Source organism: Streptomyces sp. CB00316 (assembly GCF_001905595.1).
Classification (GTDB): Bacteria; Actinomycetota; Actinomycetes; order Streptomycetales; family Streptomycetaceae; genus Streptomyces.
The window spans coordinates 343,251-362,028 of sequence record NZ_LIXI01000007.1 but is presented as its reverse complement, the minus strand read 5'-3'; the positions used below and the strand labels follow the sequence as shown (position 1 = coordinate 362,028).

The 18,778-nt window shown below is 72.7% G+C and carries 17 protein-coding genes and 1 riboswitch; of the genes, 13 read left to right on the top strand and 4 right to left on the bottom strand.

Annotation, left to right across the window (positions count from 1 at the left end):
* Positions 1-78 precede the first annotated feature (78 nt).
* Both trpD and AMK21_RS22010 read left to right on the top strand, forming a co-directional pair.
* On the top strand, positions 79-1,143 hold the full coding sequence (gene trpD, locus AMK21_RS22015) for an anthranilate phosphoribosyltransferase (RefSeq protein ID WP_073880611.1): 1,065 nt from the start codon (positions 79-81) through the stop codon (positions 1,141-1,143).
* Positions 1,144-1,229: 86 nt separating this feature from the next.
* Positions 1,230-1,347: riboswitch (SAM riboswitch) on the top strand.
* A gap of 205 nt (positions 1,348-1,552) precedes the next feature.
* Complete coding sequence (locus AMK21_RS22010; RefSeq protein ID WP_073880520.1) at positions 1,553-2,971, top strand: aminotransferase class V-fold PLP-dependent enzyme; 1,419 nt, start codon at positions 1,553-1,555, stop codon at positions 2,969-2,971.
* Positions 2,972-3,036: 65 nt separating this feature from the next.
* Here AMK21_RS22010 and AMK21_RS22005 read toward each other — a convergent pair whose 3' ends face one another.
* Both AMK21_RS22005 and AMK21_RS22000 read right to left on the bottom strand, forming a co-directional pair.
* Entirely contained in the window at positions 3,037-3,318 is a 282-nt protein-coding gene (locus tag AMK21_RS22005; protein WP_003969641.1) for an Lrp/AsnC family transcriptional regulator, read from the bottom strand.
* Positions 3,315-4,079, bottom strand: coding sequence for a rhomboid family intramembrane serine protease (locus tag AMK21_RS22000; RefSeq protein ID WP_073880518.1), 765 nt, complete (start codon positions 4,077-4,079; stop codon positions 3,315-3,317). The genes AMK21_RS22005 and AMK21_RS22000 overlap by 4 nt, the downstream gene beginning before the upstream one ends.
* A gap of 194 nt (positions 4,080-4,273) precedes the next feature.
* Between AMK21_RS22000 and AMK21_RS21995 the strand changes: the two genes are divergently transcribed.
* The 5 genes from AMK21_RS21995 to AMK21_RS21975 all read left to right on the top strand — a co-directional run bounded on the left by AMK21_RS21995 (position 4,274) and on the right by AMK21_RS21975 (position 9,838).
* Positions 4,274-4,516 carry a hypothetical protein gene (locus tag AMK21_RS21995; RefSeq protein ID WP_015608051.1) on the top strand — a complete coding sequence of 81 codons (243 nt, stop codon included), beginning with the start codon at positions 4,274-4,276 and terminating at the stop codon, positions 4,514-4,516.
* Positions 4,517-4,555: 39 nt separating this feature from the next.
* Complete coding sequence (locus AMK21_RS21990; RefSeq protein ID WP_073880516.1) at positions 4,556-5,917, top strand: NYN domain-containing protein; 1,362 nt, start codon at positions 4,556-4,558, stop codon at positions 5,915-5,917.
* 292 nt (positions 5,918-6,209) lie between these two features.
* A complete protein-coding gene (locus tag AMK21_RS21985) occupies positions 6,210-7,244 on the top strand; it encodes a C40 family peptidase (protein ID WP_073880514.1) in 1,035 nt (344 codons plus the stop codon).
* 266 nt (positions 7,245-7,510) lie between these two features.
* Entirely contained in the window at positions 7,511-8,539 is a 1,029-nt protein-coding gene (locus tag AMK21_RS21980; RefSeq protein ID WP_073880512.1) for a C40 family peptidase, read from the top strand.
* A 33-nt stretch (positions 8,540-8,572) separates the two neighbouring features.
* On the top strand, positions 8,573-9,838 hold the full coding sequence (locus AMK21_RS21975; RefSeq protein ID WP_079181221.1) for a hypothetical protein: 1,266 nt from the start codon (positions 8,573-8,575) through the stop codon (positions 9,836-9,838).
* On the opposite strand, the gene AMK21_RS21970 is transcribed toward AMK21_RS21975, so the two are convergent.
* Positions 9,814-11,085: a glycosyltransferase family 87 protein gene (locus AMK21_RS21970; RefSeq protein WP_073880508.1), complete on the bottom strand. Its 1,272-nt coding sequence runs from the start codon at positions 11,083-11,085 to the stop codon at positions 9,814-9,816. The two genes, AMK21_RS21975 and AMK21_RS21970, sit on opposite strands and share 25 nt — an antisense overlap.
* 113 nt (positions 11,086-11,198) lie before the next feature.
* On the opposite strand from AMK21_RS21970, the gene AMK21_RS21965 reads away from it, so the two are divergent.
* Entirely contained in the window at positions 11,199-12,341 is a 1,143-nt protein-coding gene (locus AMK21_RS21965; protein WP_073880609.1) for a glycosyltransferase family 4 protein, read from the top strand.
* Positions 12,342-12,404: 63 nt separating this feature from the next.
* Here the strand turns inward: AMK21_RS21965 and AMK21_RS21960 are convergent, their stop codons facing one another.
* The gene (locus tag AMK21_RS21960) at positions 12,405-14,201 is read right to left on the bottom strand and encodes an AMP-dependent synthetase/ligase (RefSeq protein ID WP_073880506.1); all 1,797 of its coding nucleotides are present in this window, start codon (positions 14,199-14,201) and stop codon (positions 12,405-12,407) included.
* Between the two features lie 279 nt (positions 14,202-14,480).
* On the opposite strand from AMK21_RS21960, the gene AMK21_RS21955 reads away from it, so the two are divergent.
* The 5 genes from AMK21_RS21955 to AMK21_RS21935 all read left to right on the top strand — a co-directional run bounded on the left by AMK21_RS21955 (position 14,481) and on the right by AMK21_RS21935 (position 18,715).
* Positions 14,481-15,290 carry a metallophosphoesterase family protein gene (locus tag AMK21_RS21955; RefSeq protein WP_073880504.1) on the top strand — a complete coding sequence of 270 codons (810 nt, stop codon included), beginning with the start codon at positions 14,481-14,483 and terminating at the stop codon, positions 15,288-15,290.
* Between the two features lie 109 nt (positions 15,291-15,399).
* Entirely contained in the window at positions 15,400-15,849 is a 450-nt protein-coding gene (locus tag AMK21_RS21950) for an SRPBCC family protein (protein ID WP_073880502.1), read from the top strand.
* A gap of 5 nt (positions 15,850-15,854) precedes the next feature.
* Positions 15,855-17,048 carry an ArsA-related P-loop ATPase gene (locus AMK21_RS21945; RefSeq protein ID WP_073880500.1) on the top strand — a complete coding sequence of 398 codons (1,194 nt, stop codon included), beginning with the start codon at positions 15,855-15,857 and terminating at the stop codon, positions 17,046-17,048.
* A gap of 125 nt (positions 17,049-17,173) precedes the next feature.
* The gene (locus AMK21_RS21940) at positions 17,174-17,653 is read left to right on the top strand and encodes a DUF5304 domain-containing protein (protein WP_073880498.1); all 480 of its coding nucleotides are present in this window, start codon (positions 17,174-17,176) and stop codon (positions 17,651-17,653) included.
* A 120-nt stretch (positions 17,654-17,773) separates the two neighbouring features.
* Entirely contained in the window at positions 17,774-18,715 is a 942-nt protein-coding gene (locus tag AMK21_RS21935; protein WP_073880496.1) for an ROK family glucokinase, read from the top strand.
* Positions 18,716-18,778 lie beyond the last annotated feature (63 nt).

Below are 18,778 nucleotides of genomic sequence, written 5' to 3'. Positions count from 1 at the left end.
CGGGGCTCTTCGCGGTCCCGGTGGCTGGATAGGGTGGAGCCGGACTCTTTACCGGCTGTGGACCCCCTGGAGCGGACCATGAACGTTGTGACCCCGAGCGGCGGCGACAGCGTGGCGGACCGTTCCTGGCCCGGCCTGCTGAACCCCCTGCTGCGCGGCGAGAACCTCTCCTCCGAGGAGACCGCCTGGGCGATGGACCGCATCATGAGCGGCGAGGCGACCGACGCGCAGATCGCCGGCTTCGCGGTCGCGCTGCGGGCCAAGGGCGAGACCGTCGAGGAGGTCACCGGCCTGGTACGCGCGATGTACGCGCACGCCAACACCATCCACGTGCCCGGCCGCACCGTCGACATCGTCGGCACCGGCGGCGACCTCGCCAAGACGGTCAACATCTCCACCATGTCCGCGATCGTCGTCGCCGGGACCGGCGCGAAGGTCGTCAAGCACGGCAACCGGGCCGCCTCCTCCGCGAGCGGCTCCTCCGACGTGCTGGAGAAGCTCGGCGTCAACCTGGAGCTGACCCCGCAGCGGGTGGTCGAGGTCGCCGAGGCGGCGGGCATCACCTTCTGCTTCGCCGTGAAGTTCCACCCCGCCCTGCGGTACGCGGCCAAGGCCCGTCGCGAGCTCGGCGCGCAGACCACGTTCAACATTCTGGGGCCCCTCACCAACCCGGCCCAGGTGCGATCCCAGGCCATCGGGGTGGCCGACGCCCGGATGGCACCCATCGTCGCGGGCGTCCTCGCGGACCGGGGCAACTCGGCCCTCGTCTTCCGGGGTGACGACGGCCTCGACGAGCTGACCACCACCGCCACCTCGCGGGTCTGGGTGGTCCGTGACGGCACGGTCCGCGAGGAGCCCTTCGACCCGCGCGACGTCGGCCTGCCGCTGGTCCCCGTCGAGGCGCTGCGCGGCGCCGACGCCTCGTACAACGCCGATGTGGCCCGCCGCCTGCTGGACGGCGAGGGCGGCGCGGTACGTGAGGCGGTGCTGCTCAACTCGGCGGCGGCGCTGGTCGCCCTCGACCCGGGGCCCGGCACGCTGACGGAGCAGATCGCGGCGAAGATCGTGGTGGCGGCCGAGGCCGTCGACTCCGGGGCCGCCAAGCGCGCGCTCGAGCGGTGGGTGGCGGCCAGCAACGCCTGACCGTAGTCGCGTTGTCACGTAGGGCGCGGTCCGGATGCCGGACCGCGCCCTTGCGCGTACGCACCCATATGGCAAGATGCTGCGCAGGTCATGAGTGACAGCGACTACGGCCCCGGCCCGCTGTCCGGCAACCCTCCGTCCGTGGCGGGGTGCCCCGGGTGAAGACCAGGCCGTAGGCAGCGAGGTCTGCGGCAAGCGCGGGCCCCTCGGCGTCCAGTGGACGCCAGCCCCCGGGGTCCTGGTCCCTAGGGAGCCTCTTGTGAGCAAGCGAATGCGTTAGGGCTCGTCCCAGGGCTCTCCGCGCCCTGGGCTGAACGGCCCTCCTTCCGCGCACCCTTTTTCTTCCTTCTCCTGCGCTGCCGCGTACCCGTCGGCGCCGGATTTCGCCTGCCTTTCACGGGAGTTCGCCATGTCTGTCTCCGCCGCTGCCATCGACCCGTCGGTGTGTTCCCCACTGCCCGTCCTGGGGTGGAATGTCACCGTTCCGCTTGTCACCGGCGGTGAAGTCACCTACGCCGCACTCGACTACGCAGCCAGCACCCCGGCCCTCCAGCGGGTCTGGGACGACGTCGCCGCGTACGCCCCGTACTACGGCAGCGTCCACCGCGGGGCCGGATACCTCTCGCAGCTCTCCACCGACCTCTTCGAGAACAGCCGCCGCACGGTCGCGGAGTTCCTCGGCTGCCGCGCCGAGGACCAGGTCGTCTTCACCCGCTCGACGACCGACTCCCTCAACCTGCTGGCCGCCGCGATCCCCGCCGACTGCCAGGTCTTCGTGTACGAGACGGAGCACCACGCCTCCCTGCTGCCCTGGCGCGACGCCCAGGTCACCTACCTCGACGCGCCCCGCACCCCGGGCCAGGCGGTGGAGACCCTGGAGCGCGCGCTGGCCGACCGCGATCCCTACGGCCCGGCCCTCGTCTGCGTCACCGGCGCCTCCAACGTGACCGGTGAGCTGTGGCCGGTCAGGGAACTGGCCGCCGCCGCCCACGCGCACGGCGCCCGGATCGTCCTGGACGCCGCGCAGCTCGCCCCGCACCACCCCGTGGACATCGCCGAACTGGACGTCGACTGGGTCGCGTTCTCCGGCCACAAGCTGTACGCGCCCTTCGGCTCCGGGGTCCTCGCCGGCCGCGCCGACTGGCTCCAGGCGGCCGAGCCGTACCTCGCCGGCGGCGGCGCCTCCCGCAAGGTCGCCCGGCGCGCCGACGGCGGCGTGGACGTCGACTGGCACACCACGGCCGCCCGCCACGAAGCCGGCTCGCCCAACGTCATCGGCGTCTACTCCATCGCCTCCGCCTGCAAGGCCCTCACCGAGGCCGGGTTCGACTCGCTGGTCGCCCGGGAGCAGGAGCTGGTGACCCGGGTCCGTGAAGGGCTCGCCGAGGTCCCCGAGGTCCAGGTGCTCTCGCTCTTCGGCGACGACGCCCCCCGGGTCGGCGTCATCTCCTTCGTGGTGCGTGGCTGGAACAGCTCGCACTTCGCCGCAGCCCTCTCCGCCGAGTACGGCATCGGCGTCCGCGACGGCCTCTTCTGCGCCCACCCGCTGGTGCGCACCCTCCTCGGCGGCGACCCGCAGGACCCGGGCGAGTGCGGCGCCCCCGAGGCCGAGCCGGGCGAGCTCCCCCAGCCTCCGGCCGGGGGGACCCCCTCCTCGCTTCGCTCGCTCAACGCGATCCGGGTCAGCTTCGGCGCCGGTACGCCGGACGAGCACATCGAGCGGTTCCTGCGCGCGGTCACCGAGCTGGTCCGCGAGGGCGCCCAGTGGAAGTACCGCACCGAGGACGGCCGTTGTGTTCCGGACCGGGGCGAGGCCGCACGGATCTGAGGCTGGTAGAACACTTCGGCCGGGGACAGGCAGCGTGCCTGTCCCCGGCCGAAGTGCGTCGGAGGTTATGCGTCCAGGCCGATGGCGAACGCCGCTTCCAGGTCGTGCTGGGAGTACGTACGGAACGCCACATGGGTGTCGGTGCCCTCGACGCCCGGGATCTTGCTGATCCGGCCGGGGATGACGTCGGCGAGGTCGTCGTGCCTGGCGACCCGGACCATGGCGATCAGGTCGTAGGTGCCGGTGACGGAGAAGACCTCGCTGACACTGTCCAGCGCGGCGATGGCCTCGGCGATCTCCGGAATCCGGTCCACGCTGGTCTTGATGAGCACGATCGCGGTGATCACGGCTGGCTGTCTCCCTCGGTGGCCGTGGCTGGAACCTTCACTCTAGTCCTTCGCCCGTAGCGTCCCCAGGCGTAGAGGAACCCGGCCGCGAACCCCGCCACATGCGCCAGATACGCCACCCCCGGCCCCGCGTCCGCCGCCTGGGCCGCCGCCCACTGGAGCCCGAACCAGAAGACCAGCACGATCCAGGCGGGAAAGCGCAGCGGCAGGAAGAAGAGGAACGGGAACAGGCTGGTCACCCGGGCCCTGGGGAACAGGTGGAGGAAGGCGCCGAGCACCGCCGAGATCGCGCCCGACGCGCCGACCAGGGTCTGTTCCGACTCCGCGTGCAGCGCCGCGTAGCAGACCAGCGCCAGGTAGCCGCACCCCACGTAGAAGAGGGCGAACTGCACCCGGCCCATGCGTTCCTCGGCCATCGCCCCGAACACGTACAGGAAGAGCAGGTTGCCCAGCAGGTGCAGCCAGCTGCCGTGCACGAACAGCGCGGTGAACGGGGTGAGAAGGGCGCGCGCCGAACCCTCCCACAACTCGGCCGGGATCACGCCCCACCGCTCGAAGTATCCGGCCTGCGCGGCGAGCAGAGCGTCCTGGCTCCCGTAGGAGGCGCCGCCGAACCCGGAGAGCGGGCTGATCAGGAAGATGGCGCAGCACAGGGCGATCAGCCCGTACGTCACCGGCGCCCCGCCCACGGTCCCGCCCGCCGCGCTGTCCCGGACCTTCCCGGCCGAGGCCCGCCAGTCGAACCGCCGTACGTCGATCATGTACAGAGCATGACGTACCGGAGGAGAACGGGACGGAGCGCCTCGCCGTGCCGATGCCTATACGCGAGGCCGTAGGGTTACGCCAGGACTTCCGCAGTTCGACGGCGCACCGCGAGATCCTTGACGTAGGACAGGAAGCGACGCGGCGGCACGCCCGGCGCGCGCTGTCGGAGACGACGAAAGAGGACGCAACGATGACGACGGTTCCCCTGCCGACCGACGGGACCCGCTGGCGCTGCACCCTGTGCGGCAATCTCACGCGCTTCGACGTGACGCGGTCCTCCAAGGTCGTGGAGTACGTGCACCTCGACCTGGCCGGTGAGTCCAGTGTCGAGGAGCGGGAGGTGGTCAGTGAGACCATCGAGTCGGTCCGCTGTCGTTGGTGCAACGCGGTGGACCAGATCGAACTGGTTGACAGGCCGGGTGCCGCCTCCTGACGGAGCGCACCGACAGACATATCTATGGGGTGACGGACGGTGGATCAGCCGACCAGCGGCGCCGAACCGGCCGATGCGGCCGACGGCGGTGCAGAGGCGCTCGACCGCCCGCTGCCCGAAGGCGTACGGCGCCGGGTCATCGCCCTGGTCGCGGACGCCTTCGGCGGCCTGACCGTCGCCGAACTGCCCGCCCAGTTGCGACAGTATGCCCGGTTCACCCCGACCCGGCGGGCCAAGTTCGCGGGGAACGCGATGGCCGCCGCCCTGGAGGGCGACCCGCTGTTCCGGCAGCGCATCGGCGAGCGGCTGTGCCAGGCCCAGCCGGAGCTGGCCGGTGCGCTGGAGGCGGGGTCGCCGCCCGCGGCCGCCGACCCCGTCGATGTGGCCGCCGCCGCCTATGTGCTGCGCCCGGTGGGCTGGGTCAAGCTGGTCGAGGCGGCCGGCGAGGAGGTCCAGCGCGCCGACGCGGAGCGGGTGGGCGAGGAGACCCGGCGCGAACTGCTCCAGCTGCGCGAGGAGCTGGAGCGGGCACGCGCCCACACCCACAGCGAGACCGAGCGGCTGCGCGCCGAGCTGGACGCGGCCCGCAAGGAGTCCGAGTCGCTCCACCGCAAGCTCCGCTCCGCGCAGAGCGAGGTGAAGCGCGGCGAGGCCGCCCTGCGCCGCAGCACCGCCGAGGCCGACGCCCAGCGCGCCGAGGCGGCCGCCCAGCTCTCCGCCGCCGAGAGCGAGTCGCGTCGGCTCAAGCACCGGCTCGGCGAGGCCGAGGCGGCCGTGGAGGCGGGCCGCAGGGCCTCCCGCGAGGGGCGCTCGATGGAGGACATGCGGCTGAGGCTGTTGCTCGACACGGTCCTGGACGCGGCCTCGGGGCTCCGGCGCGAGCTGGCCCTGCCCCCGGTGACGGCCCGCCCGGCCGACAGCGTGGACGCGGTGGAGCCGGGGCGGATGTCACCCAAGGACATCGCCGCCAGGGCGCTTTCGGACACCGATCCGGCGCTGCTCGACCAGCTGCTGGCGCTCCCGCAGGCGCATCTCATCGTGGACGGCTACAACGTCACCAAGACCGGCTATCCCCAGATGCCGCTGGAGAAGCAGCGGTTGCGTCTGCTGGGCGGCCTCTCGGTGCTCGCCGCGCAGACCGGCGCCGAGATGACCTGTGTCTTCGACGGCGCCGAACTGGCCGCCCCGGTGCTGCTCGCGCCGCCGCGCGGGGTGCGGGTGCTGTTCAGCAAGGCGGGGGTCACGGCGGACGAGCTGATCCGCCAACTGGCCCGTGCGGAACCGCCGGGACGGCCCGTGGTGGTCGTCTCCACCGACCGGGAGGTGGCGGACGGGGTGGCCAAGGCCGGTGCCAGGCCGGTCGCGTCCGTCTTGCTCCTGAAGCGCCTTTCGCGCGTCTAGGCACAGTTGTACGACATGTGTGGCATGCCGGATTCTTGGGAACGTACCGTCAAGTCGCCACTACACGTGGTGGAGTGAGAGTAAAGAAGTGCCTGATGTGACAAGAAAAATCCTGTGAGGATTTGAACTGATCACAAGAAGGTCACTAGGGTCAGGCCTCGAACCTTCGCACGGTTGATCACCCATCCGGGGTGGCAGCGAAGGAACCGCCTAGTCCGTCATGTGCACGGAGCCGGGGATTCGTTCCCCCACAAGCCCGGTAGGCGGCTCGAGGAAGAAGGAGCTCGCCTTCGTGGCGTCCCACCGTCGTCCCAAGCAGCCGAGCCGCACCCGCGTGACCGTGCTCACCGCGACCGCCGCTGCGGCCGTGGCCCTGACCTCCCAGGCCGCCCACGCCGACCCCAAGCCGACCAAGAACGAGGTCAAGGCGAAGGTCGACAAGCTCTACCACGAGGCCGAGGCCGCCACCGAGAAGTACAACGGGGCCAAGGAGCAGCAGGACAAGCTCAAGAAGCAGGTCGACGCCCTGCAGGACAAGGTCGCCCGCGGCCAGGACGAGCTCAACGACCTGCGCGGCGAGCTGGGTTCGATCGCCACCGCGCAGTACCGCTCCGGCGGTATCGACCCCTCGGTCGCCCTCTTCCTCGCCTCGGACCCGGACAGCTTCCTCGACCAGGCCTCCGCGCTCGACCAGCTGACGGTCAAGCAGACGGAGTCGCTGCAGAAGATCCAGGCCAAGCAGCGCACCCTCGCCCAGCAGCGCAAGGAAGCCCAGGACAAGCTCGGCGACCTCGCCGACGTCCGCAAGGCGCTCGGCGAGAACAAGAAGAAGTACCAGGGCAAGCTGGCCGACGCGCAGCGGCTGCTCAACAGCCTCACCGCCGCCGAGCGGGCGAAGATCGCCCAGGAGGAAGAGGCGAAGGACCGCGCCAGCCGCGCCACCAGCGAGCGCGTCCAGCTCGGCAACGAGGCCCCCGCCTCCAACCGTGGTGCCGCCGCCCTCTCCGCCGCCGCCACCCAGCTCGGCAAGCCGTACGTCTCCGGTGGCTCGGGCCCCAACTCCTACGACTGCTCCGGGCTGACCCAGTGGGCCTTCGCCCAGGCCGGCGTCAACATCAGCCGGACCACGTACACCCAGCAGAACGACGGCGTGAAGATCGGCCGGGGCCAGCTCAAGCCGGGCGACCTGGTCTTCTTCAACGGCCTGTCGCACGTCGGCTTCTACGCCGGCAACAACCAGATCCTGCACGCCCCGAAGCCGGGCACCGTCGTCCGCTACGAGTCGATGGACTACATGGGCACCTTCCAGTTCGGCGTCCGCATCTGACGCCACGCCCGCCCGGAGCGACGCCCGAACGAGGGAATCGCCCCACCCCACGCTGACGCGCTGCCCCGCCTGGAGACCGAGGTCACCGGCGGGCAGCGCTGTTTCGACGCCCCTTCCGCCACCGGCGAGGTCTTTGGCCGCCCGGTAGTCGTCCGATTACTGTCTGGCTGCTGTGCGGCTCCCGCTCTCGGTCCGCCCGTCCCGGGCGGCAGGGCGCCGCGCGTTCCTGCGTCGAACTGCGTCAGCGGAAGGAAGTGCGGCTTCCTGTGGTGTCCCATCGCCGTCCCACCCAGTCCGGCCTCCATCGGGGCGTCCGCGTCACGGTCGTCACAGCGGCCGCCGCCACCGCGGCCGCGACCCTGACCGGGGCCCCGGCGAGCGCCGACCCGAAGGACACCCGCCAGAGCGCCAAGGCGGCCGTCGACCGGCTCTACGCCGAGGCCGAGAAGGCCACCGAGCTCTACAACGAGGCCGGGGAGCGGGTGGAGCGGCTGCGCGGCGAGGCGGACCGCGCCCAGGACGCGGCGGCCCGCGGCCAGGAGTCCGTCAACCGGATGCGCAACTCCCTCGGCGCGATGGCGGGCGCCCAGTACCGCACCGGCGCCATCGACCCCGCGCTCGCACTGCTGCTCTCCTCCGACCCGGACACCTACCTGGAGCGGGCCGCCGCCCTCGACCGGGCCGGCGCGCGCCAGGCGCTGACCCTGGACAAGCTCCGCCGCGCCCAGCGCGGCGTCGCCCAGACCCGCGCCGAGGCCTCGCGCGCCCTCACCGAGCTGGAGCGCAACCGGGCCGCGGTCACCCGCCACAAACGGGACGTCGAGGCCAAGCTCCGTCAGGCCCGGCAACTGCTGAACTCCCTGCCCGCCGAGGACCGCGCCTCCCTCGACCGGGTCTCCCGCTCCGGCCGCGACGGCGCCCCCGACCTCTCCGGCGTCGCCCCCGGCTCGGCCCGGGCGATGTCCGCCGTCGCCGCCGTACGCCAGGCGCTCGGCAAGCCGTACGTGTGGGGCGCCAACGGGCCCTTTGGCTTCGACTGTTCCGGCCTCATGCAGTGGGCCTACGCGCAGGCCGGGGTGAGCCTGCCCCGCACCTCGCAGGCCCAGCGGTACGCGGGCCGCATGGTGCCGCTCTCCCAGGCCCAGCCCGGCGACCTGGTCGCCTACCGTGCCGACGCCAGCCACATCGGGATGTACGTGGGCAACGGCCAGGTCATCCACGCCCCCTACCCGGGCGCCCCGATCCGCTACGACCCCGTCGGGATGATGCCCGTCTCCTCGGTGACCCGGATCTGACCACCGCCCGGAACGGACCGTACGATCGGCAGGGTGGCCGTAGAAGGACGTGGTGCGCGGGGGAGACGCCCTCGACGGCGGCGGCGTGCGGCGGGCCTGGTGCTCGCCGCCCTGCTGACCGCCTCCGCCTGTGTGACCCCGGCGGGCCAACGGGACGCCGCCACCTCTCTCACCGTCCGCGAGATCGACGCCACCCTGGAGCGCCGCGCCGCCGCTGTGCTCGCCCGCGACCCGGCGGGCTACCTCGACACCCTCGCGCCCGACGCCGCGAAGCTGCGGGCCGCCCAGCGCACGGAACTGGCCAACCTCGCCGACGTACCCCTGAAGTCCTGGTCGTACGAGGTGAAGGGCATCACCGAGGAGGACGGCGACCGGGCCACCGCCGAGGTGGAGCTGCGCTATCGGATCGACGGGTACGACACAGCGCCCGTCGCCGCACGCCGCACCCTGGAGCTGATGCGGGACGGCGAGCGGTGGTACGTCAGCGCCGACCGGCCCGCCAAGGGCGCCACCGACCAGCTCTGGCACCAGGGGGAGGTGGAGGTCGTCCGGGGCGCCCACAGCCTCGTCCTGGGCGTCGGGCGGCCCGAGGCGGAGCTGCGCCAGGTCGCGGACACCGTGGACCTCGCCGTCCCGGCCGTGTCCGACGCCTGGCCGCAGCCGTGGGCGCGCCGGGTGGTGGTCCTCGTCCCGGACTCCGTGGAGTCCATGGCGGGGCTGCTGGGCTCCCAGGAGACCAGCTACCGGGGGATCGCCGCCGTCACCACGGGCGAGGCCGGCGCCACCGGGAAGCGCCCCGCCCTCGCGGACCGGGTGATCGTCAACCCGCAGGCGTACGCCTCACTCGGCAGCTTCGGCCAGCGGGTCGTCCTGACCCATGAGACGACCCATGTCGCCACCCGGACCAGCACCTCCGCGGCCACTCCCGTCTGGCTCTCCGAGGGCTTCGCCGACTGGGCCGCCTACCGGGGCGAGGACCGCACCCCCGACCTCATCGCCCCCGAGCTGACGGGCGCCGTCCGGGCCGGTGACGTACCGGCCGAACTCCCCGTCGACAAGGGCTTCGGCTTCGACGGCGACCCCGCCGAGCTCGCCCGGGCCTACGAGAGCGCCTGGATGGCCTGCGAGCTCATCGCGGAGCGGTGGGGCAAGGAGAAGCTCACCGCCTTCTACGCGGCTGTGGGGGCCCATCCCGGGCGGGACGGGGCGGTGGAGCAGGCGCTGGGATCGGTCCTCGACACGACGCCCGAGGAGTTCACCGCCGACTGGCGCGACTACCTGAGCGCCCGGCTCGGCTGATCCCCGCGGGCCGGGTCCGCCCCGGCCGTCTCCCAGGACCGTACCCCCGGCACCGTCTCGCGCCACAGCCGCCGCGCGGCCAGCAGCGAGGCCGCCACCAGGAGCCCGTTCCGTACGCACAGGAGCGCCACGCCCCACGCGTCGCTCGCCACCACCTCGGCGAAGTACACCGGGAACTCCAGCACCGTCACCGCGGCCGCGACCAGCACCAGCACGGCGGGCCGCGACATCCCGCCGCCCCGGAACGCCAGGCAGACCGCCGCCAGCCCGACCAGCCACACCACGTACTGCGGGCTGATCACCCGGCTCGTCGTGGTGAACAGCAGCACCGCCGTGAACGCGGCCTGCGCCGGGGTGTGGGCGGCGAACGTCCGGGCCCGCAGCCGCCACACCAGCAGCCAGCCCAGCGCGAGCACGGCCAGTCCCAGCGCCAGCGTCGAGACCAGTCCCACGTGCGGGCCGAGGAACTCCATGGAGCCGTAGTGCAGCTCCACCCGCCCCTCCCAGCCGACGTGCCGCGCGAGGTGGAAGTACAGCGCCCCCAGCGACTCGATCTCCAGGCCCCGGTCCCGCTGGAAGGCCAGGAACGCGTACGCCCCCGGCATCCACAGCGCGAAGCCCACACCGAGACCGGCCGTCGTCAGCGCCGCCGCCGACCAGGCCGCCCGGGTCGGCCGCCCCCGCCGGACCCCCACCAGCACCAACGCCGGCCACACCTTCAGCAGCGCCCCGAACGCGGCCAGCACTCCCAGCACCTTCGGGTGGCGCACTCCTGCCAGCAGCGCCGCCACCGCGACCGCCGTCACCATCAGGTCGTACCGGGCGTACACGGTCGGCCCCAGCAGCGGCACCCCCACGGCCCACACCCACGCGCCCGCCGCCCTTATCCCCGGCCGCCGGCCCGCGTACAGCAGCAACCCGAACACGAGCGCGTCGCAGAGCAGGACGAGGGCGTAGAAGGCGCTCGCGTACTCCCAGAGGGGCAGCAGGGCGGGGGAGAGGATCGCGAGGGCGGCACCGGGCGGGTACTGCCACGTGACGTCGTCCAGCGGGTACGTGCCGGTGAGCAGCGTCTCGTACCAGCCCCGGTAGATCACCGACACGTCCACCGTGACATCGAGGCCGCCCAGGGAGAACACCCCGGACACACTGAGCAGCAGCGCCGCCCGGGTCAGCGCCCAGGCCGCGCACGGCAGCAGTCCGTACGGCGGCAGTCGTACGCCGGTGGATGCCCGTCGTCCCGTCATCGCCGCCGCCCTCACCGTCCGGGGGCCCTCTCCGGCCCGGGTCCGGCGGCCCATGATGCCGGGGGGTGAGGGCGTGGGCCGTGAAGCGCGGCCGTTCGGTACTGTCAGCCACGATGGACAAGACCCTGATCGTGACCAACGACTTCCCGCCCCGCCCCGGCGGCATCCAGGCGTTCCTGCACAACATGGCGCTGCGCCTGGATCCCGACCGGGTCGTCGTCTACGCGTCCACCTGGAAGCGCGGCGAGGAGGGCGCGGCGGCCACCGCCGCCTTCGACGCCGAGCAGCCGTTCACCGTGGTCCGCGACCGCACGACGATGCTGCTGCCGACCCCGCGCGTCACCAAGCGTGCCACCGCCCTGCTGCGCGAACACGGCTGCACCTCCGTCTGGTTCGGCGCCGCCGCCCCGCTCGGCCTGATGGCCCCGGCGCTGCGCCGCGCGGGCGCCCGGCGACTGGTGGCCACCACCCACGGGCACGAGGCCGGGTGGGCCCAACTGCCCGCCTCCCGGCAGTTGCTGGGGAGGATCGGCGAGGGCACGGACACGATCACCTATCTGGGGGAGTACACCCGCTCCCGGATCGCCGCCGCCCTCACCCCGGACGCGGCCGCCCGCATGGTGCAACTGCCGCCGGGCGTCGACGAGAAGACCTTCCACCCGGCCTCCGGCGGAGACCGGGTCCGTGCCCGCCTCGGGCTCTCGGACCGCCCGGTGGTCGTCTGCGTCTCGCGTCTGGTCCCGCGCAAGGGCCAGGACACGCTGATCCTGGCCATGCCCGCGATCCTGGCGCAGGTCCCGGACGCGGTGCTGCTGATCGTCGGCGGCGGCCCGTACGCCAAGGACCTCGAGCGGCTCGCGGTGGAGACCGGGGTGGAGGACTCGGTGCGGTTCACCGGGCCCGTGCCGTGGGCGGAACTGCCCGCGCACTACGGGGCCGGGGACGTCTTCGCCATGCCGTGCCGGACCCGGCGGCGGGGGCTGGACGTGGAGGGGCTCGGGATCGTCTACCTGGAGGCGTCCGCGACCGGGCTGCCGGTGGTGGCCGGGGACTCGGGCGGCGCACCGGACGCGGTGCTGGACGGCGAGACCGGGTGGGTGGTGCGCGGGAGCAGTGCCGAGGAGTCGGCGGACCGGATCGTGACGCTGCTCGGCGACCCGGAGCTGCGGCAGCGGATGGGGGAGCGGGGGCGGGCCTGGGTCGAGGAGAAGTGGCGCTGGGACCTGCTGGCGGAGAAGCTCAAGACGCTGTTGTGAGTACGGAGGAGGGGCCCGCACCGACTCCCGGTGCGGGCCCCTCCTCCGTACGCGTGACACCGCTCACGCGCGGTAGATCGACTCCACCTCGTCCGCGAAGTCCTTCGCCACCACGTTCCGCTTCAGCTTCAGCGACGGCGTGATGTGGCCCGCCTCCTCGGTGAACTGGGCCGGCAGGATCCGGAACTTGCGTACGGACTCGGCCTTGGAGACCGCCGCGTTGCCGTCGTCCACCGCCCGCTGCACCTCCGCCAGCAGCTCCGCGTCCTCGCGCAGCGACAGGGCGGTCGAGCCGGCCGGCTTGCCGTGCTCCTCGGCCCAGCGGCTCAGGAACTCCTCGTCCAGGGTGACCAGCGCGCCGACGAACGGGCGGCCGTCGCCGACCACCATGCACTCGGCGACCAGGGCGTGGGCGCGGATGCGGTCCTCGATCACCGCCGGGGCGACGTTCTTGCCGCCCGCCGTGACGATGATCTCCTTCTTGCGGCCGGTGATCGCGAGGTAGCCGTCCTCGTCGAGGGTGCCGATGTCGCCCGTGTGGAACCAGCCGTCGGCCAGCGCCTCGGCCGACGCCGACTCGTTCTTCCAGTACCCGGTGAACAGGTGCTCGCCGTGGAGCAGCACCTCACCGTCGTCCGCGATCCGGACCACCGAGCCGGGCAGCGGCTGCCCGACCGTGCCGATCTTCTGCCGGTCCCACGGGTTGAACGCGGTCGCCGCACAGGTCTCGGTCAGGCCGTAGCCCTCCAGGACCGTGAAACCGATGCCCCGGTAGAAGTGGCCGAGCCGCTCGCCCAGTGGAGCACCGCCGGAGATCGCGAACTCGCCCTTGCCGCCGAGGACGGCGCGGAGCTTGCCGAAGACCAGCTTGTCGAAGAGCTTGTGCTTGAGCTTCAGCCCCAGCGAGGGGCCCCGCGGGGTGCTCAGCGCCCGGCTGTAGGCGATCGCCGTGTCGGCGGCCCGGTCGAAGATCTTGCCCTTGCCGTCCGCCTGCGCCTTCGCGCGGGCCGCGTTGTAGACCTTCTCGAAGACCCGGGGCACCCCGAGGATCAGCGTCGGCCGGAACGAGGCCAGCTCGTCGGTGAGGTTCTTGATGTCGGGGACGCAGCCGAGCTTGATCGGGGCCATCACCGAGGCCACCTCGACCAGCCGGCCGAAGACGTGGGCGGCGGGCAGGAACAGCAGCACCGAGCACTCGCCCGTACGGAACAGCGGCTTCAGCCGCTCCACCACGTTGCCGCACTCCGCGAAGAAGCTGCGGTGGGTCAGCACACAGCCCTTGGGGCGGCCCGTCGTGCCGGAGGTGTAGACGATGGTCGCCGGGTCGTCCGCCTTGGCGCTGACCGTCCGCAGGTCCATGGTCTCGTCGGAGACCTCGGCACCCGCCTTGCCGAGCGCCTCCACGGCGCCCGCGTCGATCTGCCAGACATGCTCCAGCTCCGGCAGCGCGTCCCGTACGGAGGCCACGGAGGCCGCGTGCGCGTCGCTCTCCACAAGCACCGCCACCGCACCGGAGTCACCGAGGATCCACTGGACCTGCTCGGCGGAGCTGGTCTCGTACACCGGCACGGTCACCGCGCCCGCGCTCCAGATCGCGAAGTCCAGCAGCACCCACTCGAAGCGGGTGCGGGACATCAGGGCGACCCGGTCGCCGGGCTGCACGCCCGAGGCGATCAGACCTTTGGCGGCGGCTCTCACCTCGGCCAGGAACTGGGTGGCGCTGACGTCGGTCCAGGCACCGGCCACCTTGCGGCTCATCACCGCGACTTCGGGATGCTGAGCGGCGTTGCGGCGGATGAGATCCGTCAGATTGCCGTCCGTCGGGACCTCGTACAGGGCCGGAAGGCTGAACTCGCGCAAGGCTGCTGCTCCTCATCGGGCTCCGGTGCCACGGCTCTGTGTGACGCACCGGCTGCGGTCCAAGAATGGCAGGTGCTCAGTGGGGTGAGCACGACTGGACTGCCCGGACGTTACCCACCGGTACTGGGTTCCCGATAGGGGGTTCCGGCCAGATGTCTTATGCATCACACATATAAATGGCCCTTTCGCGCACAGTAGTCCACCGGCGTGACGACTCGAAAGTAACCGCAGGTCCGGCCGGTCTACCCGCGCGTGGACGGGCGCTTTAGGGTGATCCGCATGCGAGGCAGCGAAGCGGACGGGACCGCGCCGGGCGCACGGCGCTCCACCCGGATCCACGTGGTCAGCGACGTGCACGGCAACACCGAGGCCCTGGCCCGCGCCGGGGACGGCGCCGACGCCCTCATCTGCCTCGGTGACCTGGTGCTCTTCCTCGACTACGCCGACCACTCGCGCGGCATCTTCCCCGATCTGTTCGGCAGGGAGAACGCCACCCGCATCGTCGCGCTGCGCACCGCCCGCCGCTACGAGGAGGCCCGCGCCTTCGGCCGTGAGCTGTGGGCGGGCCGCGACCGCAACACCGAGATCATCGGCGCGGTACGCAGGCAGTACGCCGAACTCTTCGCCGCCTTCCCCACCCCGACGTACGCCACCTACGGCAACGTGGACGTCCCCCGCCTGTGGCCCGAGTACGCCCTCCCCGGCACCACCGTGCTGGACGGCGAGCGGGTGGAGATCGGCGGCCGGGTCTTCGGCTTCGTCGGCGGCGGCCTCAGGACCCCGATGAACACTCCGTACGAGATCAGCGACGAGGAGTACGCCGCCAAGGTCGAGGCGCTCGGCCCGGTCGACGTGCTCTGCTCGCACATCCCGCCCGACGTCCCCGAGCTGACGTACGACACCGTCGCCCGCCGCTTCGAACGCGGCAGCACCGCCCTGCTGGAGGCCATCCGCGTCACCCGTCCCCGGTACGCGCTTTTCGGCCATGTTCACCAGCCGTTGGTCCGCCGGATGCGGATAGGCGACACCGAGTGCGTCAACGTCGGGCACTTCGCCTCCACCGGGACGCCCTGGGCGCTGACCTGGTGACCGGAAGCGCCCGGGCCGTGGACCGGAGCGCGGCGGGCACGCGATAGCCTGCACAGCGGCAGGCTCCTGCCGAACGCGACCGGTTACACCGCACTGGAGGGCCACGGCGATGGCTGAACACACCAGCTCGAGCATCACGATCGAGGCGGCACCGGCCGACGTCATGAGCGTGATCGCCGACTTCGCCCGCTACCCCGAGTGGACCGGCGAGGTGAAGGAGGCAGAGGTCCTGGCCACGGACGACCAGGGCCGCGCCGAGCAGGTCCGCCTCGTCCTGGACGCCGGAGCCATCAAGGACGACCACGTCCTCAAGTACACCTGGCTGGGCGACAAGGAAGTCAGCTGGACCCTGGTCAAGTCCCAGATGCTGCGCTCGCTGGACGGCACGTACGCCCTCGCGCCGATGGCCGGCGGAGTGCGCACCGAGGTCACCTACCGGCTCGCCGTCGACGTCAAGATCCCGCTCCTGGGCATGATCAAGCGCAAGGCCGAGAAGGTCATCATCGACCGCGCGCTCGCCGGTCTGAAGAAGCGCGTCGAGTCCATGCCGCAGGGCTGAGAGCGATGCGTACGGTCCTGGTCACCGGCCCCGGCGGCGCGGGCCGTACCACCCTCGCCGCGACGACCGCCCTGGCCGCCGCCGCGGGCGGCCGCCGCACCCTCCTGGTCTCCGCCGAGTCCATACCCGGCTTCCCCGCCGGCACGGGGCCAACCGCGGTCACCGACCGCCTCGACCACGCCCGGATCGACTCCGGCACCCACTTCCGCGCCGAACTCACCGAGCTCCAGGAGCGCGCCTCCGGCGTGCTGGACCTGGTCGGGGCCGGGCGCCTGGACGGCGAGGAGCTCACCGAACTCCCCGGTTCCCCGCAGCTCGCCCTCCTGCACACCCTGCACCGGGCGGCCGCCGGCGACTGGTCCACCGGCGGCTACGACACCCTCGTGGTCGACCTCCCGCCGCTTGACCAGGCCCTCGCCCTGCTGGCACTCCCCGAGCAGCTCCGCCGCTATCTGCGCCGCCTGCTGCCCGCCGAACGCCAGGCCGCCCGCGCCCTGCGCCCGGTCCTCGCCCAGCTCGCCGGGGTCCCGATGCCCGCGCAGTGGCTGTACGAGGCCGCTTCCCGCAAGGACGAGGAGCTCGCGGCCGTCCAGGCCCTGCTCGAGGACGGCGCCACCACGCTCCGCCTGGTGGCCGAGCCCGGGCCCGCCGCCGAGGACGCCCTGCGCACCGCCCGCACCGGCCTCGCCCTGTACGGGCTCCGTGCCGACCTGCTGGTGGCCTCCCGGGTCCTGCCCCGCCACTCCTCCGACCCCTGGTTCGCCGATCTCGCCGCCCAGCAGGAGAAGTGCCTGGGCCACTGGCACGAGGAGTGGGCCCCGCACGTCCCGGTCCACGAGGCCCCGCACCTGGGCCGCGCCCCCCGGACCGCCGACGACCTGGCCGCGCTCACCGTCCCCGCGCCGGACGAGCGGGGACCGGGCCGGGTGGACGACCCGTGGTGGATCGAGGAGGAGCCGGGTGAGGGGGGCCGCCCGTCCGTGCTGGCCTGGTGCCTGCCGCTGCCCGGCGCGACGAAGGAGGACCTGCGCCTGGTCCGCCGGGGCGAGGAACTGCTCCTGACCGTGGGCCCGTTCCACCGCATCGTCCGGGTCGCCTCGGCCCTGCGCCGCTGCACGGTCTCGGGCGCGGCTCTGACGGACGGCGTCCTGCGGGTCCGTTTCACGCCCGACCCGGCGTTCTGGCCGCGCACCCCGTGACCCCGCGTCCGCGTACGTCCCGCTTCCTGAACGGTCCGCGGCCATTCGGGTAACGTCGGTAGTACGAGTCACGAGCCCTGCCGGCCGCCCGTCGGCGGTCGGCACCCGCGTCGCAGGAGTCCGCCATGAGTGAAGCCACCGATCGTCCCGTCGACGGCGACGCGTGGGCCGACGCCTGCGCCGAGGACCTCGCGGCGGAGAAGGCCCGCCGTCGCGCCCAGTACGGCCCGCAGCCCGGCTCCGCCGCCGAGGAACTGCGCAAGCTGGTCGACGCGGTCGCCGACAAGGTCTCCTCGCTCCAGTCGCCGCTGCTCGGTGTCGCCGCCCAGGGCGCGGTCCAGCAGGCCATCCGGCAGGCGAAGTCCGCCGTCGAACCGGTCATCGAGCGCAACCCGCAGGTCTTCGACCACCTCGCCGCAGCGGGCAACGAACTGCTCGCCGCCTACCGCTCGGCGGTGGAGGGCCAGGAGAGCCGCTGGACCCGCACGGCGGCCGACCCTGCCAAGGCCGCCCCCGCGGACAAGGCCGCCGACGACCCGTCCGACCCCCGCGACGAAGGCCGCGGCGAAGGCCCCTCCGGCACCGAACGCATCGACCTGGACTGACCGGGCGCACCACCCGGCAGCCCGCTCCACATCGGCCGGGACCGACCGGTCCCGGCCGGGCCCGAGCGCTGCCTCGGGTACGGTTGGCCCTAGCGGGGCTCGACCGAAACTGAGGGATTCATGGGACTCACCATCGGCGTCGATATCGGCGGCACGAAGATCGCGGCTGGAGTGGTCGACGAAGAGGGCCGGATCCTCTCGACGTTCAAGGTGGCGACGCCCCCGACGGCCGAAGGCATCGTCGACGCGATCTGCGCGGCGGTGGCCGGCGCGAGCGAGGGCCACGAGGTGGAGGCCGTCGGCATCGGCGCCGCCGGCTACGTCGACGACAAGCGCGCCACCGTGCTGTTCGCGCCCAACATCAACTGGCGCCACGAGCCGCTCAAGGACAAGGTCGAGCAGCGTGTCGGCCTGCCCGTCGTCGTCGAGAACGACGCCAACGCGGCCGCCTGGGGCGAGTACCGCTTCGGGGCCGGCCAAGGCCACGACGACGTCATCTGCATCACGCTCGGCACCGGCCTCGGCGGCGGCATCATCATCGGCAACAAGCTGCGCCGCGGACGCTTCGGCGTGGCCGCCGAGTTCGGCCACATCCGGGTCGTCCCGGACGGTCTGCTCTGCGGCTGCGGCAGCCAGGGCTGCTGGGAGCAGTACGCCTCCGGCCGCGCCCTGGTCCGGTACGCGAAGCAGCGCGCCAACGCCACCCCCGAGAACGCCGCCATACTGCTGGGCCTCGGCGACGGCACGATCGACGGTATCGAGGGCAAGCACATCAGCGAGGCCGCCCGCCAGGGCGACCCGGTCGCGGTCGACTCGTTCCGCGAGCTGGCCCGCTGGGCCGGCGCCGGACTGGCCGACCTCGCCTCGCTGTTCGACCCGTCCGCGTTCATCGTCGGCGGCGGCGTCTCGGACGAGGGCGAGCTCGTCCTCGACCCGATCCGCAAGTCGTTCCGGCGCTGGCTGATCGGCGGCCAGTGGCGCCCGCACGCCCAGGTGCTCGCCGCCCAACTCGGCGGCAAGGCAGGGCTCGTGGGCGCGGCCGACCTGGCCCGCCAGGGCTAGGGGGTGTCCGGCCCTGATCCGCCGGACACCCCCCGGTCACCCGGCTCGTACGACGCACCAGGC